General features: G+C 66.7%; 21 protein-coding genes. 15 read left to right on the top strand and 6 right to left on the bottom strand.

The features are described from left to right. Nucleotides 1–40: 40 nt before the first annotated feature. Nucleotides 41–832 carry an FAD-binding oxidoreductase gene (locus tag ACWDTS_RS04050; protein WP_450110803.1) on the bottom strand — a complete coding sequence of 264 codons (792 nt, stop codon included), beginning with the start codon at nt 830–832 and terminating at the stop codon, nt 41–43. A 201-nt stretch (nt 833–1,033) separates the two neighbouring features. Here ACWDTS_RS04050 and ACWDTS_RS04045 point away from each other — a divergent pair, with 201 nt between their 5' ends. The 4 genes from ACWDTS_RS04045 to ACWDTS_RS04030 all read left to right on the top strand — a co-directional run bounded on the left by ACWDTS_RS04045 (nt 1,034) and on the right by ACWDTS_RS04030 (nt 6,200). Then, nucleotides 1,034–2,185: a TetR/AcrR family transcriptional regulator gene (locus ACWDTS_RS04045; protein ID WP_450110804.1), complete on the top strand. Its 1,152-nt coding sequence runs from the start codon at nt 1,034–1,036 to the stop codon at nt 2,183–2,185. A 171-nt stretch (nt 2,186–2,356) separates the two neighbouring features. Continuing rightward, on the top strand, nt 2,357–3,883 hold the full coding sequence (locus tag ACWDTS_RS04040) for an AMP-binding protein (RefSeq protein WP_450110805.1): 1,527 nt from the start codon (nt 2,357–2,359) through the stop codon (nt 3,881–3,883). Continuing rightward, entirely contained in the window at nt 3,880–5,148 is a 1,269-nt protein-coding gene (locus ACWDTS_RS04035) for an acyl-CoA dehydrogenase family protein (protein ID WP_450110806.1), read from the top strand. The genes ACWDTS_RS04040 and ACWDTS_RS04035 overlap by 4 nt, the downstream gene beginning before the upstream one ends. Further along, nucleotides 5,145–6,200 (top strand): phosphotransferase family protein, encoded by a 1,056-nt coding sequence (locus ACWDTS_RS04030; protein WP_450110807.1) that lies wholly within the window; start codon nt 5,145–5,147, stop codon nt 6,198–6,200. The genes ACWDTS_RS04035 and ACWDTS_RS04030 overlap by 4 nt, the downstream gene beginning before the upstream one ends. A gap of 82 nt (nt 6,201–6,282) precedes the next feature. Here the strand turns inward: ACWDTS_RS04030 and ACWDTS_RS04025 are convergent, their stop codons facing one another. Beyond that, the gene (locus tag ACWDTS_RS04025) at nt 6,283–7,020 is read right to left on the bottom strand and encodes an SDR family NAD(P)-dependent oxidoreductase (protein WP_197254938.1); all 738 of its coding nucleotides are present in this window, start codon (nt 7,018–7,020) and stop codon (nt 6,283–6,285) included. 170 nt (nt 7,021–7,190) lie between these two features. Between ACWDTS_RS04025 and ACWDTS_RS04020 the strand changes: the two genes are divergently transcribed. The 7 genes from ACWDTS_RS04020 (at nt 7,191) to ACWDTS_RS03990 (ending at nt 13,680) form a co-directional block, all read left to right on the top strand. Beyond that, nucleotides 7,191–8,381: a lipid-transfer protein gene (locus ACWDTS_RS04020; protein ID WP_450110808.1), complete on the top strand. Its 1,191-nt coding sequence runs from the start codon at nt 7,191–7,193 to the stop codon at nt 8,379–8,381. After that, the gene (locus tag ACWDTS_RS04015; protein WP_450110809.1) at nt 8,381–8,863 is read left to right on the top strand and encodes a MaoC family dehydratase N-terminal domain-containing protein; all 483 of its coding nucleotides are present in this window, start codon (nt 8,381–8,383) and stop codon (nt 8,861–8,863) included. The genes ACWDTS_RS04020 and ACWDTS_RS04015 overlap by 1 nt, the downstream gene beginning before the upstream one ends. Then, on the top strand, nt 8,860–9,270 hold the full coding sequence (locus tag ACWDTS_RS04010) for a MaoC/PaaZ C-terminal domain-containing protein (protein WP_450110810.1): 411 nt from the start codon (nt 8,860–8,862) through the stop codon (nt 9,268–9,270). The genes ACWDTS_RS04015 and ACWDTS_RS04010 overlap by 4 nt, the downstream gene beginning before the upstream one ends. Nucleotides 9,271–9,316: 46 nt before the next feature. Beyond that, nucleotides 9,317–10,144: an SDR family NAD(P)-dependent oxidoreductase gene (locus tag ACWDTS_RS04005; protein WP_450110811.1), complete on the top strand. Its 828-nt coding sequence runs from the start codon at nt 9,317–9,319 to the stop codon at nt 10,142–10,144. A gap of 3 nt (nt 10,145–10,147) precedes the next feature. Next, nucleotides 10,148–11,299, top strand: coding sequence for an acyl-CoA dehydrogenase family protein (locus ACWDTS_RS04000; protein WP_420750354.1), 1,152 nt, complete (start codon nt 10,148–10,150; stop codon nt 11,297–11,299). Nucleotides 11,300–11,315: 16 nt separating this feature from the next. Beyond that, nucleotides 11,316–12,437 carry a CaiB/BaiF CoA transferase family protein gene (locus ACWDTS_RS03995; protein ID WP_450110812.1) on the top strand — a complete coding sequence of 374 codons (1,122 nt, stop codon included), beginning with the start codon at nt 11,316–11,318 and terminating at the stop codon, nt 12,435–12,437. A gap of 172 nt (nt 12,438–12,609) precedes the next feature. After that, nucleotides 12,610–13,680 carry an alcohol dehydrogenase catalytic domain-containing protein gene (locus ACWDTS_RS03990; RefSeq protein WP_450110813.1) on the top strand — a complete coding sequence of 357 codons (1,071 nt, stop codon included), beginning with the start codon at nt 12,610–12,612 and terminating at the stop codon, nt 13,678–13,680. Between the two features lie 117 nt (nt 13,681–13,797). Here the strand turns inward: ACWDTS_RS03990 and ACWDTS_RS03985 are convergent, their stop codons facing one another. Further along, nucleotides 13,798–14,451, bottom strand: coding sequence for a hemerythrin domain-containing protein (locus ACWDTS_RS03985; RefSeq protein ID WP_450110814.1), 654 nt, complete (start codon nt 14,449–14,451; stop codon nt 13,798–13,800). A gap of 225 nt (nt 14,452–14,676) precedes the next feature. On the opposite strand from ACWDTS_RS03985, the gene ACWDTS_RS03980 reads away from it, so the two are divergent. Further along, nucleotides 14,677–15,660, top strand: a complete 984-nt coding sequence (locus ACWDTS_RS03980; RefSeq protein WP_450110815.1) for a response regulator transcription factor — start codon at nt 14,677–14,679, stop codon at nt 15,658–15,660. 42 nt (nt 15,661–15,702) lie between these two features. Here ACWDTS_RS03980 and ACWDTS_RS03975 read toward each other — a convergent pair whose 3' ends face one another. Next, a complete protein-coding gene (locus ACWDTS_RS03975; protein WP_450110816.1) occupies nt 15,703–16,356 on the bottom strand; it encodes a hemerythrin domain-containing protein in 654 nt (217 codons plus the stop codon). Between the two features lie 87 nt (nt 16,357–16,443). On the opposite strand from ACWDTS_RS03975, the gene ACWDTS_RS03970 reads away from it, so the two are divergent. Together ACWDTS_RS03970 and ACWDTS_RS03965 are read left to right on the top strand one after the other, a co-directional pair. Continuing rightward, nucleotides 16,444–17,562, top strand: coding sequence for a response regulator transcription factor (locus tag ACWDTS_RS03970; protein WP_248672939.1), 1,119 nt, complete (start codon nt 16,444–16,446; stop codon nt 17,560–17,562). 144 nt (nt 17,563–17,706) lie between these two features. Beyond that, on the top strand, nt 17,707–19,260 hold the full coding sequence (locus ACWDTS_RS03965; protein ID WP_450110822.1) for an AMP-binding protein: 1,554 nt from the start codon (nt 17,707–17,709) through the stop codon (nt 19,258–19,260). Between the two features lie 35 nt (nt 19,261–19,295). Here ACWDTS_RS03965 and ACWDTS_RS03960 read toward each other — a convergent pair whose 3' ends face one another. Continuing rightward, nucleotides 19,296–20,342: a type IV toxin-antitoxin system AbiEi family antitoxin domain-containing protein gene (locus tag ACWDTS_RS03960; RefSeq protein ID WP_450117630.1), complete on the bottom strand. Its 1,047-nt coding sequence runs from the start codon at nt 20,340–20,342 to the stop codon at nt 19,296–19,298. 153 nt (nt 20,343–20,495) lie between these two features. Then, complete coding sequence (locus ACWDTS_RS03955; RefSeq protein ID WP_450110818.1) at nt 20,496–21,653, bottom strand: globin domain-containing protein; 1,158 nt, start codon at nt 21,651–21,653, stop codon at nt 20,496–20,498. 258 nt (nt 21,654–21,911) lie between these two features. Between ACWDTS_RS03955 and clpB the strand changes: the two genes are divergently transcribed. After that, nucleotides 21,912–24,467, top strand: a complete 2,556-nt coding sequence (gene clpB, locus ACWDTS_RS03950; protein WP_450117629.1) for an ATP-dependent chaperone ClpB — start codon at nt 21,912–21,914, stop codon at nt 24,465–24,467. The last annotated feature ends 7 nt before the right edge of the window (nt 24,468–24,474 follow it).

Here is a 24,474-nt window from a genome sequence, read left to right as displayed (position 1 = left end):
CTGCCGAGGCGCGAAGCAGGCAAGCCCCGCACCCGGGCGATCAGTACGGGTCGAAGCGGATGTTCTCGACGGGGGTACCCGTCTCGATCAGCTTGTGCAGGGTCGCCCGGACCATCGCCGCGGACCCGCACAACAGGACCTGATGGTCGCCGAACGCGCCGTAGGACGTGACGACCTCGTCGAGGCTGCCCTCGATCAGATCGTCCGGGTCGGCGCCGATGTCGCCGAGCTGGGTGACGATCCGGTTGTACCAAGGGTCCGGGAAGTCCGGATCCTCGACCGATTCGACGACCGGAACCACCGTCAGCCACGGCAACGCCTCGGACAGCAGCGACAGCATGTCCGACGCGTAGAGGTCGCGGGGAGAACCGCCGCCCACGAACAGGAACGTGCGCGGCGGTTCGGGGCGGCGAGCCATGTCGAGCAGCAGTGCGCGCAGCGGGGCCAGACCGGTCCCGCCCGCGATCATGATGACGATGCGGCCGCTGTCGTCGACGTGCAGATCGCCGCCCTTCGGTTCACCGATCGTCCACACGTCGCCCGGCCGGGTGTCGGCGACGATGCTGCCGCTGACCCAGCCGCCGGGAACGGACCGCACGTGGAACTCGAGTTTGCCGTCCAGGGACGGGGGCAGCGCGGGTGACAGGCGTCGCGGCAGACCGGGCCGCTGCGGGACGGTGACGTCGACGTATTGGCCGGCGCGGAACGGCACGACCTCGTTGTCGCACTGGAGACGGATGACCGAGAGGTTGTTGCGAAGGCGATGGTGTTCGACGACGGTCGCGGTCACCGTCGTGCCTGTTTCGGCAGGTGAGGTCGAGGCAGGCTGCATTGTGTCGTATCCCCCGGGGTGCGCGGTGTTGCCCCGACTGTAATAGCCCGCCCGCGCGTCGTCCCGGTGGGTGTCGTGCGTGCGTTCGTCGCCGTCGACCGGCGGTTGGTTCTCGCCGCAAATACGCTGACGAGCCGATCGTCGATGGCGAGTGCTCGATACATTTATGCGGATTCACTTCTTCGGAGAAAGGGCCCCTCGGTGACCGGGCAGAATGTTGAAGATCGCGTCAGACGGCGTCCGAAGGACCGCAAGCAGCAGATCTTGGCGCATGCGCGGGACCTGTTCGTCGAACAGGGCTACCACAACGTCACCATGGGTGCGATCGCGAGCCGGGTAGGAATCGGGCCGAGCGCGCTCTACCGGCATTTCGCCAACAAGGCGGTTCTCCTCGAGGCCGTGATCGAGGACAGTTTCGGTGACATCGAGTTCCCGGCGAGCGGCGACATCCCGCTCGACGAGGTGATCGCCGAAGCCGCATCGATCGCCGTCGCTCGCCCCCTCGGTGTGCTCTGGTCACGCGAGGCCTGCCACTTGCCCCCCGAGGTGCGGGAGTCCCTCCGGGAACGGCTGCGCAGGTCTGCAGAAGGATACGAGCGTCTGCTGCGGCGAGACCGGCCGCAGCTGACGGCCGGTCAGGCGGAGCTGTTGGCGCGGGCGATCCAATCGGTGATGGCGAGCCCGAGCTATCGGTCGGTGCGCATCCCCGCCTCGACCCATGTCGAGGTGCTCATCCGCGCAGCGCGTGCGGTCGCGGGAGCGCGGATGGCCGACATCGGGGCTGCCGGTCCGAGCGTTGCGCGCAAGGGGCTTTCACCGGTGTCGCGCCGGGAGCGGCTGCTCTTGGCTGCGAGTCGTCTGTTCGCGGAGCAGGGTTATCAGGAAACCTCCCTGGACGATATCGGCAGTGCGGCCGAGGTGACGGGACCGAACCTCTACGGCTACTTCGAGAACAAGGCTGCCGTGCTCCGCGCAGTGCTCGATCGGGGCACCCACTCCTTGTGGCTGGATCTCGACCAGGCATTGAGCCGAACCAGCGATCCGCGCGAGGCTCTGGCTCTTCTCGCCCACGCCTATGTGTCCCGGTTCGCGGCTCAGCCGCGGATGGTGCACCAGCTGACGGGGGAAGTGGAAATCGAGGAGCGGAGTGTCGCGTATCAACGCGAGTACGTGGCCGAATGGGTAGCGCTCGTCCGAGCGGTCCGACCCGAGCTCGACCAACGAGATGCTCGACACCTGGTTCATATCGCGCTGTCGGTGGCCGATGACCTGACGACGGCGCGACATCTCGCATCCACAGAGGGTTTCGTGGCCGACGCGAGTGCGGTTGTGGTGGCAGTGCTGGAGGCGTGAGTCCGAGGATGGCGAGCGCCCGCCGCGCTCGTGACCCTCTTCACACATAAGTGAATCTCGGTTAAGGTCTAGTCTATGACTAGACCGGATCCGAGCATGAAAAATCAAGCGATCAGGAAACCTACAGTCAGGTCTGATTCCCTCGAGGCGGGCGGGTTCGGAGAGCCCCGCGTGTGGTCCGGTGGCAGGTCGCGAACCCTGGTGGAGGTCAAAGCCAGGGCCGCGCGTCTCGCCGCCGGGTTGCGAGCCTCGGGTGTCGGGCCGGGAGACCGCTTCGCCATCGTGATGCGCAACGAGGTCGCGTTCCTCGAGACCACTCTCGCGGCGGCACCGATCGGCGCCGTCCCGGTCCCCGTCAATTGGCACTGGATGGGTTCGGATCTGGCGCACCTGCTGCGGGACAGTGGGGCGAAGGCTGTGATAGCCCATTCCGACCTGATCGGTGCCGTCGTCGCCCAGGCGCCCGAGGGGGTGATGGTCATCGAGGCGGAGGTGCCGGCGGAGGTCGCCGACGCCTACGGGCTCGGTGACGTCCGGACCACCGGGCGGTACGACACCCTCGACCGTCTCATTGCGAGCAACGAGCCGATTTCGGTGGTCACCGATCAGACGCCGATGGGCGTCATCTACACCTCGGGCACCACGGGCCTTCCGAAAGGTGTTCTCAGGAATCGCATTTCAGCGGAAGATCAGGCGAAGGTGCTGAAAGCATCGATGGGCCTGCTCGGCCTGCGACCCGGGGGGAAGACGCTGCTGCCCGCGCCGCTGTACCACGCGGCCCCGAACAACCATGCGCTGTTCGCCGCGGCGCTCGACATGGACATCACGATCATGCCCAAATTCGATCCTGTCGAGTTTCTGCGTCTCGTCGAAAGTCGCCGAATCGAGTCCGTCCAGATGGTGCCGACCATGTTCACCCGCCTGCTACGGCTGCCGACGGAGGTGCGGAAGTCGTTCGATGTGAGTTCGCTGCAGGTGATCGTGCACGCCGCGGCGCCCTGTGCCCCCGAGACGAAGAAGGCGATCATCGACTGGTTCGGACCCATCGTGCGCGAATACTACGGTGGATCCGAGGTCGGGCCGTTCGTCATGTGTGACAGTGCCGAGGCGCTTGCTCACCCGGGAACGGTCGGCAAGCCTCGCTTCGGCTCCGATGTCCGCATCCTGGACATGTTCACGGGCGAGCGGCTTCCCGCCGGGACACCCGGAGTCATCTACGGCAGGAGTGTCGAGGGGTGGCCCGACTTCACCTACATCGGGAACGATGCCAAGCGCCGCGAGATCGAGCAGGACGGTTACATCACCGTCGGCGACATCGGATATGTGGACGACGACGGGTACCTGTACCTGACCGATCGGGTCAGCGACATGGTCATCTCCGGCGGCGTCAACATCTATCCGGCCGAGATCGAAGCCTGTCTCATGCGCATGGACGGAGTGGCCGACGTCGCGGTATTCGGCATTCCCGACGACGAGTTCGGTGAGTCCCTCGCCGCCCACATCGAACTCCTGCCGGGCGCCGAGGCCACGGCCGACGCCGTCCGGGACTTCGTCGCAACACACCTGGCTCGCTACAAGGTTCCCCGGGTGGTCGTGTTCGACGACGACCTGCCACGTGACGACAGCGGAAAACTGTTCAAGCGCCGGCTCAGGGAGCAGTACCGGCGGCCCACCGCATCCACCGAAAGGCGCCGATGATGTTCGACTCGAGTCCACGAGCAATTCACTTGCGTGAGAAGATGATCGACTTCCTCGAGAATCATCTCTATCCCGCGGAGAACGTGTTCGAGGAGCAGTTGCGTGATCAGAACGGGCAGCGCGCAAACCCGCCCGTTCTCGAGGACCTCAAGAAGGTTGCTCGCGACCGAGGATTGTGGAACCTCTTCCTGCCACACCCGGAGGCCGGACACGAGCCCATGACCAATCTGGACTACGCACCGTTGGCCGAATTGAGCGGCCGGAGCCTTCCCCTCGGCCCCGAGGCGATGAACTGTTCGGCACCCGACACCGGAAACATGGAACTGCTTTCGCTCTTCGGGACACCCGAGCAGAAGGCCCGGTGGCTGCGCCCCCTGATGGACGGTGAAATCCGATCCGCTTACGCGATGACCGAGCCTCGGGTCGCGTCGTCGGATGCGAGCAACATCGAGCTGTCCATCGTTCGAGAAGGTGACGAGTGGGTGCTCAACGGGCGCAAGTGGTGGATCTCGGGTGCTGCGCGCCCTCGATGCGAGCTCTTCATCGTCATGGGCATCACCGATGCCGCACCCGACGCGCCCAGGCACCGCCGGCACAGCATGGTGCTCGTTCCGAAGGACACCCCGGGCGTCACCATCGAACGGGATCTTTCCGTCCTCGGCTACCACACGTTCGAGTCGCACGCCGAGATCACCTTCACGGACGTCCGGGTTCCGGTGACCAACATGCTCGGCGAGGTGGGCGCGGGTTTCGCCATGTCCCAGGCGCGTCTCGGTCCCGGCCGTATCCATCACTGCATGAGGATGATCGGTGCTGCCGAGCGCGCCCTCGAGTCGATGATCGACAGGGTGAACAAGAGAGCCACCTTCGGCACCACGCTCGTCGATCAGGGAGTGGTCCGCGAGTGGATAGCGGATTCCCGGATCGAGATCGACCAGGCACGGCTCTACACGCTGTACACGGCGCACCTCATGGACACGGTCGGCAACACCGGAGCCGCGAGCCAGATATCGGGGATCAAGGTTGCCGTCCCCAACGTCGCCTCCCGAGTGATCGAACGCGCCATGCAGGCACACGGCGCCGCCGGTCTCGGACCGGACTTCCCGCTGGCGCGGATGTACGCCGAGGCCAAGATCGTGCGCGTGGCGGACGGTCCGGACGAGGTTCATCGTCGTGCCGTGGCACGCACCGAGCTGAAGCGATTCGCCTCCGTCACGACACCGACACCGCAGGGGGTCGCCGCGCACCTGGTCCACCAGCGATGACCGGCACATCTCGAAGGGGACCGGACGTGATCGGTCTCGATCTTCCCGCCGTGGAACGGTGGATGGACTCGGCCGGCTTGGGAAGCGGACCGGTCTCGCACGTCCGGCCGGTGGGTGGGGGGACCCAGAATCTGATGTACCGATTCGAGCGTGACGGAATCGGATACGTCTTGCGCCGCGGACCGCGGCATCCGCGCCCCGAATCCGACGACGCGCTGCGCCGTGAGATGACGGTACTGCGTGCCCTCGGCGACACCGGTGTGCCGCACCCCCGACTGCTCGGCGGATGCGAGACACCTGAGGTGCTGGGAGACTCGGTCTTCTTCCTGATGGAGCCCGTCGACGGCATCAACGCGATGGTCGCTCTGTCACCTGATCAGCAGGCATCGGCCGACCTACGTCATCGGATGGGATTGTCGGTTGTCGACGCGCTGCTCACGCTGGATGCAGTGGATCCGGACGAGATCGGACTCGGCGGAATGGGACGTCCCGACGGTTTCCTGGAACGACAGGTGCGCAGGTGGCTCGATCAGCTCGACAGCTACCGACGAATGGGGTACTCCGGCAACGAAATACCCGGTGTCGACACAATCGCCGAATGGCTCGATTGCCACCGACCCCCAGCAGCGGACCCTGGGCTGATGCACGGTGACTTCCATCTGGGCAACCTCATGTTCGCGCCGGACAGCTCGAAGGTCGTCGCGATCGTCGACTGGGAGATGTGCACGATCGGCGACCCGTTGCTCGACCTCGGATGGCTGCTGGCGGTCTGGGCCGATGCGGGGGCAAGAACGGATCTCATGGGCAGCCGCCTCGCCGAAGCGGGTGGTATCGCCACACCGGACGAACTGATCGCCCGTTACGCCGCGTCGGGCACGCGGTCGCTGGAACATCTGGACTGGTATCGCGTGCTGGCATGCTTCAAACTCGGCATCGTGCTCGAGGGGACGTACGTCCGTTCGCTCGCCGGCATGGCCACGCCGGAACTCGGGGTCGAGATGCACACGCGCACATTGCAACTCTTCGAGCGTGCGCATCGATTGATCGGGTGATCCCGGAAGTCGAACAACCCCGGCGCCCGTGCGCGTGCACGGGTGCCGGGGCGTTTGTCCGGGGCGATCGCGGTAGCTGCTTCTAGGGCATTCCGCCGTCGACTCGCAGAACCGAACCGGTACAGAACGACGATGCGCCGGTCGCGAAGAACAGCGCGGCGTCCACCACCTCTTCGGGCCGTCCACATCGCGCGAGTGCGAGGCTGCTCTCGAGGTTCTCGCGAACCCCCGGCGTCCAATTCTCGGAGATGTCGGTGAGGAACGGGCCGCACTGGATCGTGTTGACCCGAACGGTAGGGCCGAGAGCCTGGGCGAATCCCTCTGTCAGCGTGTGCAGACCGGCTTTTGCCGCCGCGTAGGGGAGGGCGTCCGGTCCGGGACGGATCGCCTCGATGGATCCGATATTGATGATCGAACCGCCACCCTGCTCCATCATGTGTGTCCCGGCCAGTGCAGCCAGACGGAACGGCGCCCGCAGGTTGACGGCGATCACCTTGTCGAACAGGGCTTCCGAAACCTGATCGAGGCTGGGGTAAAGCGGAGACAAGCCCGCGTTGTTGATCAGTACGTCGATACCGCCGAACTCACCGAGGGTCTTCTCGATCAGCGCCGTGCACTCGTCCCAGTCGCTCACATTGCACGCGAGCGGCAGTGCGCGAACGGAGTAGCGATCCTCGACCTGCTCGGCAAGAGCCTTGCAGCTCTCGAACTTCCGGCTCGCGATGACCACCGATGCGCCTCGCTCCGCGAAACCGTGCACCATCGCCCGGCCGAGGCCACGACTTCCGCCTGTGACCACGACGGTCTTCCCTGTCAGCATGCTCATTTCTCCTGTCTGCTTTCGTACTTGAGTTCAGATTCACAAGATCGCGCAGAATCTCACTGAGCGACCGTATCTATCGGCTACATACTGGCCTCTTTGACTCTTGCGGTCAACGCGTGCCTGTGTCACTCTACTTATTAGAGATTCACTTAATGAAGGAGGGCAAGATGAATCGCCGAGTATTCGTGGTCGGTGTCGGGATGACGAAGTTCGTGAAGCCCGGCGCACGCGAAGGGTGGGACTACCCCGACATGGCGCGGGAAGCGGGGAGTGCGGCACTGTCCGACGCCGGCGTCTCGTACGACCGGATCCAGCAGGCGTACGTGGGCTACGTGTACGGCGACTCGTGCTCGGGACAGCGCGCGGTGTACGAACTGGGGCTGTCCGGGGTGCCGGTCGTCAACGTCAACAACAACTGCTCGACGGGTTCGACCGCACTCTATCTCGGGGCCGAAGCCATCCGGGGCGGTCGCGCGGACTGTGTGCTCGCTCTCGGGTTCGAGAAGATGCAGCGCGGCTCGCTCAGCGCTTCCTACACCGACCGGGCGGGCGCGCTGGACAAGCACCTGGAGGTGCTCGCCCGCAAGTACCAGCCGCAGGAGCCGTTCGCCCCGTACATGTTCGGTGCTGCGGGACTCGAACACATGGAGCTGTACGGTTCCACGCCCGAGCATTTCGCGATGGTGGGGGAGAAGAACCACCGGCACTCGGTCGACAATCCGTACGCCCAGTTCCAGGACGAGTACACGCTGCAGGAGATTCTCGATTCGCGTTCGATCTACGGGCCGCTCACCAAGCTGCAGTGCTCGCCGACCTCGGACGGCTCCGGCGCCGTGGTCCTCGCGAGCGAGGATTTCGTGCGCGAGAACGGGCTGACCGAGCAGGCCGTCGAGATCATGGGCCAGGCGATGGTCACCGACCTTCCGGAATCGCTCGGTGGGAGCGCTATCTCTGCCGTCGGTTTCGACATGAGTCGTAAGGCCGCCGAGATGGTCTTCGAGCAGTCCGGCCGATCGGCCGAGGAGGTCGATGTCATCGAGCTGCACGACTGCTTCTCCGCAAACGAGCTGCTCACCTACGAGGCGCTCGGTCTCTGCGACATCGGCGAGGGGCACAAGCTGATCGAGAAGGGCGACACGACCTACGGAGGTCGCTGGGTGGTCAATCCGTCCGGTGGCCTGATCTCGAAGGGCCACCCGCTCGGCGCCACCGGCCTCGCGCAGTGCAGCGAGCTCACCTGGCAGCTGCGGGGTATCGCCGGCAATCGTCAGGTCCCCGATGCGCAGCTCGCGCTGCAGCACAACATCGGACTCGGTGGCGCCGTCGTGGTCTCGCTCTACCGGAAGGCGGCGATCTGATGGCCATCGATCGCAGCATCATCGGTCAGGAAACCGGCCGGGCGTCGTTGCTGATGACCCGGAGCCGACTGCGCGACTTCGCGGTCGCCACAGGCCAGCGGGACCCGATCTACACCGATCTCGAGGCGGCGAAGAAGGCCGGGCACCCGGACCTTCCGGTCCCACCGACCTTCCTGTTCGGGATCGGCATGGAGGACCCGGACTCCGCCGGATTCCTCGACCGCCTCGGCGTGGACCTGCGCTTCGTACTCCACGGCGAACAGCAGTTCTCCTACCGGCAGGTGGCCCACGCGGGGGACGACCTGACAGTGGTGAGCACGGTGAGCGACATCTACGACAAGCGTGGCGGCCGACTCGAGTTCCTCGTGCAGGACTCCGTCGTCACCGACCAGCACGACGCGGTCGTTGCGGAGATGCGCAGCGTCCTCGTCGTCCAACACCCGGACCCGGCCGCAGTGGCCGGCGAGGAGGGCAACCGATGAGCATCGACACCCTGGTGGCCGGAGCCACCCTTCCCGCCCTGGAGATCCCTCCGATCTCGCGGACCACATTGGCCCTGTTCGCCGGCGCTTCCGGTGACCACAACCCGATTCACATCGACCTCGACGTGGCCCGGTCGGCCGGCCTGGACGATGTGTTCTCTCACGGAATGCTCTCGATGGCGTACCTCGCCCGATTGCTCACCGACCTGGTTCCGCAGGAACGGATCCGGTCGTACAAGGTGCGATTCGCCTCGATCACACCCGTGCACGGGCAGCCCACCTGTACCGCGACGGTGGCCTCGGTCGCCGACGTCGACCGCGAACGACTCGCCACGCTCGATCTTCAGGTTTCCCTGGCCGACGGAACGACCACCCTGGTCGGCGAGGCAACCGTCGCGCTCGACTGAACCGGAACCCACCTTCTCACGACACACCCAGTAAGGACGAACAATCATGGGAAAGCTCAACGGTAAGACGGCGATCGTCACCGGCGCGGGTCGCGGCATCGGCCGGTCCATCGCCCTCCAGCTGGCAGCGGAAGGAGCCAACGTCGTTGTCAACGACCTCGATACGGTGCCGGCCACCGAGGTGGTCGACGAGATCACCGGCGCGGGTGGCGCGGCCGTCGCCTGCGCAGGCAGCGTCACGGATCCGGAATTCGCAGATCGATTCGTTGGCACCGCCACGCAGAACTTCGGCGGCCTCGACATCATCGTCAACAATGCCGGATACACCTGGGACAGCGTCATCCAGAAGATGACCGACGAGCAGTGGGACGCAATTCTCGACGTCCACCTCAAGGCGCCCTTCCGTATCCTCCGCGCCGCCCAGCCGGTGATCAGCAAGGCCGTCAAGACCGAGCGCGACGCAGGACTCCAGGTGCATCGCAAGGTCGTCAACATCTCCTCCGTGGCAGGCATTTTCGGCAATGCCGGTCAAGCCAGCTATTCCTCGGCGAAAGCCGGCATCGTCGGCATGACCAAGACCCTGGCCAAGGAGTGGGGACGCTACAACGTCAACGTCAACGCGGTGGCGTTCGGGTTCATCGAAACCCGGCTGACCATGGCACCCGCCGACGGTGACTCGACCATCGACGTGGAAGGCCGCCAGATCAAGGTCGGGGTCAACCCGCAGCTGCTCGCCGCCGCGAAGCAGATGATTCCTCTCGGCCGTCCCGGCACACCGGAGGAAGCTGCCGGTTCGGTCGTGATGCTGACCTATCCGGAATCCGACTACATCAGCGGACAGCTGATCATCACCGGCGGCGGGTACGAGGGCTGAGACATGGCTACAGCGCAGTACGTTTCGCCGTGGCGTGACCCCGAGGTCGACGCCCTCGGTGAACTCGCCACGAAGTTCTTCACCACCGAGGTGGTGCCGCACCGGGAGAAGTGGGAAAGTCAGCAGTACGTCGATCGTGAGGTCTGGCGCAAGGCCGGCGACCTCGGGCTGCTGTGCTGTTCCATCCCGGAGGAGTACGGCGGCGGCGGTGGCAACTATGCCCACGAGGCTGCAATCATCGAGGCCCAGGCCCGTTCGGGTGACGCGACATTCGGCATTCTCGTGCACTCGGCGATCGTCGCCCACTACATCTACGCTTATGGAACCGAAGAGCAGCGCCGTCGATGGTTGCCGCCGATGGCGAGGGGTGAGCGCATCGGGGCAATCGTGATGACGGAGCCGGGAACCGGGTCGGATCTGCAGGCGATCCAGACCCGGGCGGTCCGCGACGGCGACCACTTCATCGTCAACGGTGCCAAGACTTTCATCTCCAACGGTGGCACCGCCGATCTGCTCGTCGTCGCGGTCAAGACGGATCCCGAGGCCGGGGGCCGCGGAATCTCCCTCCTCGTGGTCGAAACCGACAACAGCCCAGGCTTCGTGCGAGGCCGGATCCTCGACAAGGTCGGGTGCAAGGGCGCCGACACGTCCGAACTCTTCTTCGAAGACGTCCGGGTGCCGGTCGCGAACCTGCTCGGTCCGGAGGGGCAGGGCTTCATGCAGCTGAAAACTCAACTCGCCCAGGAGCGTCTCAATATCGGGATCTCCGCCGTCGGCGCGATGGAAGCCGCTGTCGCGGCAACCGTGGACTACACGAAGTCACGTAAAGCATTCGGGCAGTCTGTCTTCGACTTCCAGAACACCAGGTTCGAGCTTGCCGAGTGCGCATCCGTGACGCATGTGGCCCGGGTGTTCGTCGACCAGTGCATCCAGCGGCACCTGGCCGGAGAACTCGACGCCACCACCGCCGCGATGGCGAAGTACTGGCTTACGGAGCAGCAGTGCGATGTCGTCGACAGATGTCTCCAGCTCTTCGGGGGCTACGGATACATGCGTGAGTACCCCATCGGACGTATGTATGCCGACGCCCGGATTCAGAAGATCTACGGCGGCACCAACGAGATCATGAAGGAGATCGTCGCACGGTCCCTGTGACCGGGACGAAACGACCATGAACACATCGAATCCGAATCACCCGCGGTCGACCGGGCCGCTTGCCGGGCTCCGAGTGGTCGAGCTGGCCGGTATCGGTCCCGGGCCGCACGCGTGCATGCTGCTGGCCGACCTGGGTGCCGAGGTGATCCGCGTCGAGCGCCATTCGGCGCCGGAACTGATCCCGGGAGTGTCGAGCGACGAAGACACCACTCTACGGGGCCGAAAAGTAGTGCGCGTCAACCTCAAGGATGCCAACGATCTCACCGGTGTCCGCGACCTCATCGGCCGGGCCGACATACTCGTCGAGGGCTTCCGCCCGGGTGTCACCGAGCGTCTCGGCCTCGGACCCGATCCCTGCCTGGAACTCAACCCGCGGCTGATCTATGCCCGGATGACCGGCTGGGGTCAGGACGGCCCGCTGGCGAACTCGGCCGGCCACGACATCAACTACATCTCGCTGACCGGAGTACTCGACAACATCGGTGTGGCGGACGGCAAGCCGGTTCCACCGCTGAACCTGGTGGGCGACTTCGGCGGCGGCTCGATGTTCTTGATCGTCGGCGTTCTGGCGGCGCTCTGGGAGCGCGAACGTTCGGGGCGCGGGCAGGTCGTCGATGGTGCGATCGTCGACGGGACCAGTGTGCTCGCCCAGCTTCTGTGGTCGTTGCGGGGAGCGGGAGCATGGGCGGCGGGCCGGGGGGAGAACTTCCTCGACGGGTCCACACCGTTCTACGACACCTACACGTGTGCAGACGGCCGGCATGTCGCCGTCGGCTGCCTGGAACCGCAGTTCTTCGCGGAGATGGTCCGTGGTCTCGGTCTGGAGATCGGTGAATTGCCGGCGCAGTGGGACCGCGCACGCTGGCCCGCGCTGAGAGCGGCTTTGACGTCGGCGTTCAAGTCCCGTACCCGGGACGAGTGGGCCGAGGTGTTCACGGGCTCCGACGCGTGTGTGACCCCGGTGCTCAGCTACGACGAGGCGCTTGCGGACCCGCACATGTCGGGGCGCGGGATCTTCGAGAACATCGGTGGCGTCGATCAGCCGCGGCCGGCGCCGCGGTTCTCGAGGACCGACCCGGCTACGCCGGTACCTGCCGGCCGACTCGACCTCGACGCGGCGATACGCAGCTGGGCCTGACCCGAAATGCGTACCAGCCGATGATCGCGTATCCGGCGCGAGCCTGTTGTCCGAGCTCGGCGCAACCGATAGGGCTGAGCGGCATCGGTTTTCGGGAGGCACTCCGCTCATGGGGCGGAGTGCCTCCCTCGAGGTGGGAGAAGTACGACGTGGTGACATGGGAGAAGACGCGATGAAGGTTCTGACCTACCGCGGGCCGAGGGACGTGGCCTGTGCCGAAGTCCCATCGCCGGTGCTGTCCGGGGACCTCGACGCGATCGTGGAGGTGACGTTGGCCGGCATCTGCGGCAGCGATCTGCACATCTGGGGCGGTCACGGATTCACCGACGACATCGGTTTCATCGTCGGGCACGAGGCCGTCGGAATCGTGAGGGAGGTGGGTGCCGGTGTCACCGGATTCGCGCCCGGCGACCGAGTGTTGGCCACGGCGTCGGTGGGCTGCACGACGTGCTCCGAGTGCGCGGCCGGTCGAGTGTCGACCTGCACCTTCAAAGCCGGTAAGTCCTGGCAGTCGAGCTGCTACGGGCTCGGCCACGCGCTGGCCGGCACCCAGGCCGAGTACCTGCGAGTGCCGAACGCCGACGTGAATCTGGCGACGATCCCGGACTCGGTCGGCGACGAGGCCGCCCTGGTGCTGACCGACAACGCACCGACCGCATGGTACGGCTGTCGGCGGGCCCGGATCGTGCCCGGCGACTCGGTGTTGGTGATCGGGCTGGGGCCGGTCGGGTTGATGTCGGTCCAGTCCGCCATCGCGATGGGCGCCGGGCAGGTCCTCGCGATCGATCCGGTGCCGGACCGCCGTGCGCGGGCCGAGGCGATGGGTGCCCGTGCGATCGACGTGGGTGACGACCGGAAGAGCCAGGTCCGAGCAGTCCGCGACGCGACGGGTGGCCGGGGCGTCGACGCCGTCATCGAGGCGGTCGGCGCGGACGCCACGATAGATCTGGCGCTGCGCGCGGTACGGGTCCGTGGGCGGGTCAGCGTGATCGGCGTCAGCCAGAACAACCGGTTCACCTTCCCGATGGAGATTGCCCAGCTCAAAGAATTGGACTTCGCGATCGGCTTGTGTTCGGTGCAGGCGGAGCTCCCGACGTTGCTGGCGCTCACCGAGAACGGGCGCCTTGATCCGGGGGCTGTCGTTTCCCACCGGTTGCCGTTGTCCGAGGGTGACCGTGCCTATCAGATGTACGGCAGCCGCTCGGACAGCGTCTGCAAGGTGGTGCTGGATCCGAGACTCTGAGCACGTCGACCCGCGCTGTTCGTCGCCGACGTCCCCGTACGCGAGCGGCGTTTGCCGACGGCTCCTCGAGGCCGCGTCGTGAAGGGACCCCGAGTGGCCGGTTGGGGCCGCGCGTGTTCATTCCCATCTGCGGACGCGGCGATACTGCGGATTCCACCAGAACCGGTGGAGGAGCCGCACCGGCAGCGGAAGTTGGCGCAGCAGCCGGCGGGTCCGGTCCTCGGGTGCTCCCTCGAACAGGTACGGGGTCGCCTCCCGGAGCTCGGAACGGGACACCGAACGTATTGCGTCCTTGGTGAGGGTTTGCACTTCCCGGGCTGTGATGGTGCGCGCCATCAGCGGTAGGGCGTCTTTCTCCTCGTGCGCGAGATGGGACCGCAGCGTGTGCACCACCGTGTCGAGGCGCTCGGCCAGGACGTCGGGTCCGTGCTCGCGGTCGTCGAACGCTTCCTCGACCGCTGCAAGTGACGGATCGAGAAGGGCGTGTTCGGCTTCCATCGCGTCGAGCACCTCGAGGGCATCGGGTTCGTCCTGGAGCCGGGTCCGCATCAGCGGCCAGAACATCTCGTCCTCGATCGTGTGGTGATGGTGCAGTATCGTGCTGAAGCCGTGCCAGCCGAGCAGCACGGCGTCGTGGGTGGCCGGGTCCTCGGGGACGCCGTGTTCGGCGACCCGTGTCAGACGTTCGCTGTCGCGCCGGAACGCATCGTGGATGAGGTACAGCATCTCGAGGTCCGCTTCGGACAGCTGAGTGGATTTCGTGGTGGGCATCGGTCCTTACCTCCTGACTCGCCCCTGACTTCAGATTCCGACCACCCGTGCCCGTTCTCAATCCCTCATTGGTGGGGAATACTGGGCTTCATGGACGCGGCGCGCTCTGCCGCCCGGTTGAAGTCGACGGTCCGTCGCGCAGTACGGACTGCGACCGATTCCGCGGATTTTCGGACGCAGATTCTCGATGCACTTCGCGAACAGGTCCCGTTCGATTGTGGGTGCGTGGCGACCGTGGATCCCGCGGTGCTGGTTCCGACGTCGGGGACGAATGTCGGTTTCGACGACCCGCTCCGCGCCATGAATACCGTCTTCGAGTTCGAATACGGGCCCGATCCGGATGCCTTCGGCTACGACGCGATGTTGCGCCGGCCGAGCGGAATCCGGAGCGTGCAGCAGGAGGGTGGGCGATACCGGGCCACCCGGCTCTATCGCGAGGTGCTCGAACCGTTCGGTATCGATGACCACGTGCGCATGGTGTTCCGTGGCCGGGACGGAACATGTTGGGGTATGGCAGATCTGGGGAGAACGGAGACGGCCGCGTTCACCGACGTGGAGATCGAGGTGCTCGCCGGGGTTCTCCGCGACATCGGGGACGGTTTCAGGACGAGCCTGCTCCGCCAGGCCGCGTACACGAATTCGGACTCGGGTGACGGTCCCGCGGTCGTGGTTGTGGACGACCAGAACGAACTGGCGCTGACCACACCGGCCGCGCTCGGGTATTTCGAGAGGCTCGGCTGGGTGGAGCCCGATCGGCCGGGGGGACTGCCGGTGTACATCCTCGCGATGCGGGTTCGTTCCTCCGGCGGCGGGCCGGTCGTGGTGCGGGCCAGGACACTCGACGGCGAATGGGTCGTGCTGCGGGCCGTGGGCACCGCGGACGGGACCGGGCCGTCCGGGGTGGTGGTCAACATCGAGCGAGCGCACCTGCCCGAGGTCGTCACGTTCGTCGCCGCGGCTCACGGCCTGTCCGCGCGGGAAACCGACGTGGTGCGTCAGGTGCTGGCCGGGCGCACCCGCGAGCAGATCGGGCGAGCGCTGTTCATCAGCCCGTACACGGTGCAGGACCACCTCAAGAGCATCTTCGCCAAGACCGGGGTGCACAGCCGGCGCGACCTGGTGGCGCGGCTGGCATGGTCGCACTACGTGCCGCGGCTCGGTGATCCGGTGGCGTCCGACGGTTCGTTCGCGGTCGCGTCGAGCGGGTGACGTCCGCCCTCCTTTCGTTCCGGGTGGGTGCCGTGCGTGCGCCTATTCCCATCTGCGGGCGCGGCGGTACCGCGGTTCCCACCAGAACCGGTGGAGGAGGCGCAAGGGCAGCGGCAACTCGCTGTACACCAGACGGATCCGGTCCTCCGGTGCTCCCTCGAACAGGTACGGCGTCGTCGCCGCGACATCGGAGAAGGACATCTTGCGCAGCGCGTCCTTGGAGATCCGGTGCCATTCCTCGGACGTCAGGGCGCGGGCGACAAGGGGCAGTGCGTCCCGTTCCTCGTGGGCGAGATGGGACCGCAGCAGGTGCACTATCGCGTCCAGACGTTCCGCCAGGACGTCGGGTCCGTGTTCGCGGTCGTCGAACGCTTCCTCGACGGCCGCGAGCGTCGGATCGATGAGTGAGTGTTCGGATTCCATCGCATCGAGCACTTCGAGGGCGTCCGGCTCCTGGTCGAGCCGGGTTCGCATCAACGGCCAGAGGAACTCGTCCTCGATCGTGTGATGCTGATGCAGTTCCCGGCTGAATCCGTGCCAACCGAGCAGCACCGCATCGTGGGTGGCCGGGTCCTCGGGGACACCCTTCTCGGCGACCCGGGCAAGACGTTCGGAGTCGCGCCGGAAGGCGTCGTGGATGAGGTACATGACCTCGAGATCGGTATCGGACATCGGAGTGGATTTCGTAGTGGTCATCGGTCCTTACCTCCTGGCTGGCCCGTCTCCAGATTCCGATCTCCCATGTCCGTTCTCAATCCCACTTTCGTGGGGAATACTGGCTCCATGGACGCGGCGCGCTCTGCCGCCCGGTTGAAGTCGACGGTCCGTCGCGCAGTACGGACTGCGACCGACTCCGCGGATTTTCGGACGCAGATTCTCGATGCACTCCGCGAACAGGTCCCGTTCGACGGCGGGGTTGTGGCGCTCCTGGATCCCGCAGTCCGCGTTCCGACGGCGGCGACGAACATCGGTTTCGACGACTATGCCGGAAAGCTCTGCGCCGAACTCGAATACGGACCGGACCCGGATACCTTCAGTTTCGACGAATTGTTTCGCCGACCGGGTGCAATCTGCAGTGTGCGGCAGGTGACCGGTGGGCGATTCAGGACCTCCCGGCCGTACCGCGAGTTCCTCGAACCGATCGGCGTCGACGACGACGTGCGCATGTTGTTCCGTGGCCGTGACGGAACATGTTGGGGTGTAGCCGAATTGTCGAGATCCGAGATGCATGCGTTCACCGACGCCGAGATCGGTACCCTCACCGCGGTCCTTCGCGACATCGGTGACGGTCTCCGGACGAGCCTGCTCCGCCAGGCCGCGTACACGAATTCGGAGTCGGATGACGGTCCTGCGGTCGTGATCGTGGACGACCACGACGAACCGGCGATGACGACACCTGCGGCGCGGGCCTATTTCGACCGGCTCGGCTGGACGGCATCCGCCCGGCCGGCGGGGGAACTGCTGGTGCGCTTCATCGCGATGCGGGTTCGTTCCTCCGGCGGCGGGCCGGTCGTGGTGCGGGCCAGGACACTCGACGGCGAATGGGTCGTGCTGCGGGCCGTGGGCACCGCGGACAGGACCGGGCCACCCGGGGTGGTGGTCAACATCGAGCGAGCGCACCTGCCCGAGGTCGTCACCTTCATCGCCGCGGCTCACGGCCTGTCCGCGCGGGAAACCGACGTGGTGCGTCAGGTGCTGGCCGGACGCACCCGCGAGGAGATCGGACGAGCCCTGTTCATCAGCCCGTACACGGTGCAGGACCACCTCAAGAGCATCTTCGCCAAGACCGGGGTGCACAGCCGGCGCGACCTGGTGGCGCGGCTGGCATGGTCGCACTACGTGCCGCGGCTCGGTGATCCGGTGGCGTCCGACGGTTCCTTCGCGGCCGCGGCGGGCGGGTGACTTCTCCGGTGCCTGCGGGCAGCGAAATGCAACATGTTTCAGTTTTCGGCGTCCGGCGGTTATCGTGACGGACAGCAGGTGACGGAGCCCACACCGGCGGAGCTGCCGTCACCCCACGCCGTCACCACGAGCGGAAGGACGACCATGACCGAGGAGTACGCCGACCTGCACCGGCCCGTGTTCACCGGGGACCTGCTGATCACCGCACTCGACCGAAGCGCCGACAAGCCCGCGCTGTACCTCGGCGACGTGGTGCTCACCGGTGGTGAAATGCGCGACGAGATAAGCCGGTTCGGGCAGGCGCTCGCGTCCGTTGGCGTCGGGCAGGGCTCGTCGGTGGCCATGCTGTCGAAGAACCGCCCCGAGGTGCTCATCTCCATGGGCGCGACGATGATCGCCGGTTGCCGCAACAGCGCCCTGAACCCGATGGGGTCGCTGACGGATCACCTGTACATCGTCGAGGACGCCGCGATCGAGACCCTCATCTTCGATCCCAACCACTTCGAGGAACGCGCCGCGGAACTGAAGGCGCAGGTCCCCACTTTGAAGAACGTGTTCTCGCTCGGTCCGTCGGAGGTCGGCACCGACATCCTGGCACTCGCGGCGACGTTCACACCGCAGCGCCTCGTCGCCGCACCGGTGGACGCCGAGGACACCTCGAGCATCGTCTACACCGGCGGCACCACCGGCAAGCCGAAGGGTGTGATGGGGGCGTTCCGGTCCGGTGTCGCGCTGACCCAGATCCAGATGGCCGAATGGGAATGGCCCGAGGAACCCCGGTTCCTGATCTGCACGCCGCTCTCGCACGCGGGCGCCGCGTTCTTCGTCCCCACCCTGCTGCGCGGCGGATCGCTGTACGTTCTGCCGTACTTCGATCCGGCGCTCGTGCTGGAGACCATCGAGAAGCACCGCATCAACGCCACGATGCTCGTGCCGACGATGATCTACATGCTGCTCGACCACCCCGACTTCGACAAGCGCGACCTGTCCAGCCTGCAGACGCTGTTCTACGGCGCCTCGGCGATGTCGCCGGCGCGGCTGCGTGAGGGCATCGAGCGGCTCGGTCAGGTGTTCTTCCAGTTCTACGGGCAGTCCGAGTGCGGCATGACCATCTCGGTGCTCCGCAAGAGCGAGCACATCGCCGACGACCCCGAGCGCCTCGCCACCTGCGGCCGGCCCGTGCCGTGGCTCGACGTGCGCCTGCTCGACGACGACCTCAACGAGGTGCCGCGCGGCGAGCTCGGCGAGATCTGCGTGCGCGGCCCCCTGGTGATGAAGGGCTACCTGAACAAGCCCGCCGAGACCGCCGAGGCGCTACGCGGCGGCTGGCTGCACACCGGCGACGTGGCCCGCGCGGACAAGGACGGGTTCCTCACCATCGTCGACCGCAAGAAGGACATGATCGTCACGGGCGGTTTCAACGTCTTCCCCCGCGAGATCGAGGACGTCATCTCCTCGCATCCCGCGGTCGCGTCGGTCGCGGTGGTCGGGGTGCCGGACGTCAAGTGGGGCGAGGCCGTGAAGGCCTGCGTCGTGCTGCGCGACGGCCAGACGGTCACGGCCGAGGAGTTGATCGAAAGCGTGCGCGCTGCAAAGGGTTCGGTGCACGCGCCCAAGTCCGTCGACTTCCTCGATGCGCTGCCGTTGACTCCGCTGGGGAAGCTGGACAAGAAGACGTTGCGTGCCTCCTACCGGTAAGTGCGGCTGACGCCGCCGGTGTGCCTTTGTGGCGGTCAGGGCCGCCAAAAAGACACACCGGCAGCGCAGCTGCACTCGGACGGTGAGCGACGTCGCCACCCGAGGCGGACGAGGACCGCTTCGACCTCGGCCGCCACGCCGCACGGGTCGCGGACGACTTCGTCGTAGCCGTAGACCAATCGGGACCGGCCGGCCAGTTCGGCGGCGTTGTCCCGGCGACGGTCGCGGAAGGCGACCTCCGCCATCGCGTGGAACCGGCGCCCGTCGAGCCGGACCGTCAACGCGGCTCCGTGGGTGTCGTACGTGCAGTCCTCGTACAGAGTTCGCCCGTCGACGACCACCGGGGTCTGACGGTCCGCCGACGGCAGACCGTGGCGGCGCTCGACGTCGGTGGCGTACCGGAACTCGAGCATCGACTGGACGCCCGAGGCGAGCAACCCGACGGCATCCTCGAGTGTCCTGCGGTAGCGATACGGCTTGCGCTCGTGCATGCGACGTCGCACCTCCGACAGGGGAATCCGCCCGTTCGTCACGATGCACACCAGGGCGCTGTAACCGTCCTGCGCAGTGGGTTCGGCCGTCGCCAGATCGATGGCGGTGTCGGCGGTGCTCGTGCGCGGCGGCATCGTCGGCACCGCGATATGCGGATGCGCGCGGCTGCGGTGGACGATCACCCCCGGATGCAGCATCTCCCCGAAGTGCGGCAGCCGGACGTCGCGGGGTTGCGCGGTCGCGAAGGTCGCGGGCTGACCCCTCGTCGACAGACCGAACGGGACGGTGACGTGTACGGGTGCGAGCGGGTCGATCGGCAGCAACCCCCATTCCTCGGCGGCCGTGCGATGGCTGAGGACCGCGACGTCGCCGCAGAACGCCAAGGCGGCGGCGAGGATCGCCGGGCGAGGCAACGGGCCGGTGGTCACCGAATACACGCCGTGGAGGACCTGCTGCCAGCGACCTCGGTCGAGGCGGTGGCGTATCCCGTGCCACGTGAATCCGTGATTCATCAGCTGGGCGCGGGTGACGATGCCGTGCTGGAACGCGACGACCCGGTCGAGTTCGGGGATCTCCGGAAGGAACGACACGCCCTCATGATTGCCGTGTAGACCGCGCGGAGACGTCCGCGAACGGCGGATCGGCGAAATCTGTGGATGAACAGGGCGGGTGGGGATAACCCCGCGGTGTGCACATGTGGCGGCGCCAACCGCCACAAAGGCACACGGGCGGCGTCAGCCGCACTACAGCGGATCGAAACTGATGTTCTGGCGCGGTGTTCCGGCCGCGGACAGGGCGTACAGCGTCGTCTTGATCATCGAGGGGGAGCCGGCGATCTGGATCTGCCGGTCCGCCCACGACCCGAACTGGGCCACGACCTTACCGAGCTTGCCGTACATCGTGCGGTGCAGACCGGTCGGCGGTTCCAGCACGGGAACCGGGTGCCACCAAGGGTTTTCCTTCTCCTCGACGACCGGGACGACGGTGAGCCAGGGGTTGGTCATCGCCAGGTGCCACAGCGTCTCGATGTCGTACAGGTCGCACGGGTACTTGCCGCCGTAGAACAGGTGGACGCGCGGATTGTCCCCGCGCATCGCCATTTCCATGAGCTGCGCGCGCAGCGGGGCCAGGCCGGTGCCGGAGGCGATCATCAGCACGTCGCCGCGCGACCGGTCGACGTGCAGACCGCCGAGTGGCGGGCCGATGACCCACCGGTCGCCGACCGCGGTCTCGCCGACGAGTGCCGGGCTCACCCAGCCGCTGGACACGCGCCGGACGTGGAACTCGATCTGCCCCTGGGGGTTCGGCGGGATCGCCGCGGACAGGTACCGCCACATCTGCGGGCGGTGCGGGGTCTGCACGCTCATGTACTGACCCGCGTGGTACGGGATGGGGGAGTCGGTCTCGAGCCGGATGATCGCCAGGTCCGGCATCACCCGTTCGTGGCCGACGACGGTCGCGCCCCACACGGCGGGCAGGTCGTCCTCCGCGGACGCGATGGCCATGGCGGCGACGAGCCGGCTGATGATCTCGCGCCAGGTGTGTTCGAGCGCGGCCGTCCACAGGATCAGCGGTGTGCACTCGCGGACCGCGACGAGCATCGCCGCCCCGGCCGCCCGGAAGTGCTCGGGTCGCACCCCGTACTTGCGGTGGTCACGGGCGAGCTGAGAGAGGAACGCCTCGACGACGGCGAAATCGCCGAGCCGGTTGACGGCCCACCCGACCGCGGTCGCGAACCGGTGCCGCATCGATTCCATGCCCGCCGGGAACAGCTCGCGCAGGGACGGGTTGTCCGCCCACAGTGCGGTGTAGAACGCGGACGCGAACCGTTCGGGGCCGGTGGGGGTGGCGACGATCGACGCGAAACTGAGCTGGACACGGGCGATGGCGAAGGCCTCCACGCCACCCTCCCACGTGCTGTTCCTGCTGGTCGGCCGCCACTGTAGCTGTTCCTTGATCAATTGCGCCACCAACAGGTGACGTCCGACCGCGGCGGATAGCGCACACTGGAAGCGGGAGGGTGACGCAGATCACCGAAATTCCCAAACTTGAGTGGAACAAACTCAACTTTGGACCCGTTGATCACATCGAGTTCCCGCGGACGGTACTGCGGGCGTAAGAATTGATACGGACACACTCGAGAATGGAAGGGGCCCGTAGTGGACTCGTTCAATCCGACCACGAAGACCCAGGCTGCACTGACCGCTGCGCTCCAGTCGGCGTCCGCTGCGGGCAACCCGGAGATCCGACCTGCCCACCTGCTGGTGGCGCTGCTCGATCAGACCGACGGCATTGCCGCGCCGCTGCTCAAGGCCGTCGGCGTCGATCCCCTCGTCGTCCGGCGGGAGGCCGAGAACCTCGTCGACCGGCTGCCCAAGGCCAGTGGCGCGACCACCACACCGCAACTCGGCCGCGAGGCCGTCGCGGCGATGACCGCTGCCCAGCATCTGGCGACCGAGCTCTCCGACGAATACGTCTCCACCGAGCACGTCCTCGTCGGGCTCGCGAGCGGCGACTCGGACGTCGCCAAGCTCCTCGCCGGCCACGGTGCCACCCCGGCCGCGCTGCGCGAGGCGTTCACCGCCGTGCGCGGCACCGGCCGCGTCACCACCGCCGACCCGGAAACGACCTACCAGGCGCTGGAGAAGTACTCGACGGACCTCACGGCCCGTGCCCGCGAAGGCAAGCTCGACCCGGTCATCGGGCGCGACAACGAGATCCGGCGCGTCGTGCAGGTGCTCTCGCGCCGCACGAAGAACAACCCGGTCCTCATCGGCGAGCCGGGCGTCGGCAAGACCGCCATCGTCGAAGGGCTCGCGCAGCGCATCGTCGCCGGCGACGTCCCCGAGTCATTGCGCGGCAAGACCGTCATCGCCCTGGACCTGGGGTCGATGGTCGCCGGCGCCAAGTACCGCGGCGAGTTCGAGGAACGCCTCAAGGCCGTCCTCGACGAGATCAAGCAGTCCGCCGGTCAGATCATCACGTTCATCGACGAGCTGCACACCATCGTCGGCGCGGGCGCCACCGGTGAATCCGCGATGGACGCCGGCAACATGATCAAGCCGATGCTGGCCCGCGGTGAGCTGCGGCTCGTCGGCGCGACCACCCTCGAGGAATATCGCAAGTACATCGAGAAGGACGCCGCCCTCGAACGTCGATTCCAGCAGGTGCTCGTCGGCGAACCGAGTGTCGAGGACACCATCGGCATCCTGCGCGGGCTCAAGGAGCGGTACGAGGTGCACCACGGCGTGCGCATCACCGACTCCGCGCTCGTCGCCGCCGCGACCCTCTCGGACCGGTACATCACCTCCCGGTTCCTGCCGGACAAGGCCATCGACCTCGTCGACGAGGCCGCGTCCCGGCTACGGATGGAGATCGACTCGCGTCCCGAGGAGATCGACACGGTCGAACGCATCGTCCGTCGCCTCGAAATCGAGGAGATGGCGTTGCAGAAGGAAACCGACGAGGCCTCGAAGGAGCGGCTCGAGAAGCTGCGCAGCGAACTCGCAGACGAACGCGAACGCCTCAACCAGCTCACCACCCGCTGGCAGAACGAGAAGGCCGCGATCGACTCCGTCCGCCAGATCAAGGAACAGCTCGAAGCCCTGCGTGGTGAGGAGGAACGAGCCGAACGCGACGGCGACCTCGGCAAGGCCGCCGAGCTGCGGTACGGCCGAATCCCTCAGCTGGAGAAGCAACTCCAGGCCGCCGCGGAAGCCTCCGGTGCCGCCGCCGACGGCGACGTGATGCTCAAGGAGGAGGTCGGACCGGACGACGTCGCCGACGTCGTCGCCGCCTGGACCGGCATCCCCGCGGGCCGCATGCTCGAGGGCGAGACCGCCAAGCTGCTGCGCATGGAGGACGAACTCGGCAAGCGTGTCGTCGGGCAGACCGAGGCCGTGCAGGCCGTCTCGGACGCGGTGCGCCGCGCCCGCGCCGGCGTCGCGGACCCCAACCGGCCGACCGGCTCGTTCCTGTTCCTCGGCCCGACCGGTGTCGGCAAGACCGAGCTCGCGAAGGCGCTCGCGGACTTCCTGTTCGACGACGAACGCGCCATGGTCCGGATCGACATGTCCGAATACAGCGAGAAGCACTCGGTCGCGCGGCTCGTCGGTGCACCTCCGGGCTACGTCGGTTACGAGGCCGGGGGTCAGCTCACCGAGGCGGTGCGTCGCCGTCCCTACTCGGTGGTGCTGTTCGACGAGGTGGAGAAGGCCCACCCGGACGTGTTCGACACGCTGCTGCAGGTGCTCGACGACGGCCGGCTCACCGACGGTCAGGGCCGCACGGTGGACTTCCGCAACACCATCCTGATCCTCACCTCGAACCTCGGTTCGGGTGGCGACAGGGACCAGGTGATGGCCGCGGTGCGGGCTGCGTTCAAGCCCGAGTTCATCAACCGGCTCGACGACGTCGTCATCTTCGACTCCCTGTCGGAGGAGCAGCTCGAGCAGATCGTCGAGATCCAGCTCGGTCAGCTCGCCGAGCGGCTCGCGGCGCGCCGGCTCACGCTGGACGTCAACGGTGCCGCCCGGATGTGGCTCGCGGTGCGCGGGTACGACCCGCAGTACGGTGCCCGGCCGCTGCGTCGCCTCATCCAGCAGGCCATCGGTGACCCGCTCGCCAAGAAGCTGCTCGCCGGTGAGATCCGCGACGGCGACACCGTGCACGTGGGTGTCACCGACGACGGCGATCGCCTGACGATCGGGGCCTGACGTACCC

Source organism: Rhodococcus sp. NPDC003383, assembly GCF_053589115.1.
Note: the sequence above shows the minus strand (reverse complement) of the source record. Positions and strands in the feature narration are given on the sequence as shown.

What these genes read in the sequence shown, in the direction of transcription:
- ACWDTS_RS04020 (WP_450110808.1), top strand. Translation starts at nt 7,191, where the DNA reads ATGAATCGCCGAGTATTCGTGGTCGGTGTCGGGATGACGAAGTTCGTG.
- ACWDTS_RS04015 (WP_450110809.1), top strand. Translation starts at nt 8,381, where the DNA reads ATGGCCATCGATCGCAGCATCATCGGTCAGGAAACCGGCCGGGCGTCG.
- ACWDTS_RS04010 (WP_450110810.1), top strand. Translation starts at nt 8,860, where the DNA reads ATGAGCATCGACACCCTGGTGGCCGGAGCCACCCTTCCCGCCCTGGAG.
- ACWDTS_RS04035 (WP_450110806.1), top strand. Translation starts at nt 3,880, where the DNA reads ATGATGTTCGACTCGAGTCCACGAGCAATTCACTTGCGTGAGAAGATG.
- ACWDTS_RS04025 (WP_197254938.1), bottom strand. Translation starts at nt 7,020, where the DNA reads ATGCTGACAGGGAAGACCGTCGTGGTCACAGGCGGAAGTCGTGGCCTC.
- ACWDTS_RS03995 (WP_450110812.1), top strand. Translation starts at nt 11,316, where the DNA reads ATGAACACATCGAATCCGAATCACCCGCGGTCGACCGGGCCGCTTGCC.
- ACWDTS_RS04030 (WP_450110807.1), top strand. Translation starts at nt 5,145, where the DNA reads ATGACCGGCACATCTCGAAGGGGACCGGACGTGATCGGTCTCGATCTT.
- ACWDTS_RS03990 (WP_450110813.1), top strand. Translation starts at nt 12,610, where the DNA reads ATGAAGGTTCTGACCTACCGCGGGCCGAGGGACGTGGCCTGTGCCGAA.
- ACWDTS_RS03970 (WP_248672939.1), top strand. Translation starts at nt 16,444, where the DNA reads ATGGACGCGGCGCGCTCTGCCGCCCGGTTGAAGTCGACGGTCCGTCGC.
- ACWDTS_RS04000 (WP_420750354.1), top strand. Translation starts at nt 10,148, where the DNA reads ATGGCTACAGCGCAGTACGTTTCGCCGTGGCGTGACCCCGAGGTCGAC.
- ACWDTS_RS04005 (WP_450110811.1), top strand. Translation starts at nt 9,317, where the DNA reads ATGGGAAAGCTCAACGGTAAGACGGCGATCGTCACCGGCGCGGGTCGC.
- ACWDTS_RS03965 (WP_450110822.1), top strand. Translation starts at nt 17,707, where the DNA reads ATGACCGAGGAGTACGCCGACCTGCACCGGCCCGTGTTCACCGGGGAC.
- ACWDTS_RS03975 (WP_450110816.1), bottom strand. Translation starts at nt 16,356, where the DNA reads ATGACCACTACGAAATCCACTCCGATGTCCGATACCGATCTCGAGGTC.
- ACWDTS_RS03985 (WP_450110814.1), bottom strand. Translation starts at nt 14,451, where the DNA reads ATGCCCACCACGAAATCCACTCAGCTGTCCGAAGCGGACCTCGAGATG.
- ACWDTS_RS04050 (WP_450110803.1), bottom strand. Translation starts at nt 832, where the DNA reads ATGCAGCCTGCCTCGACCTCACCTGCCGAAACAGGCACGACGGTGACC.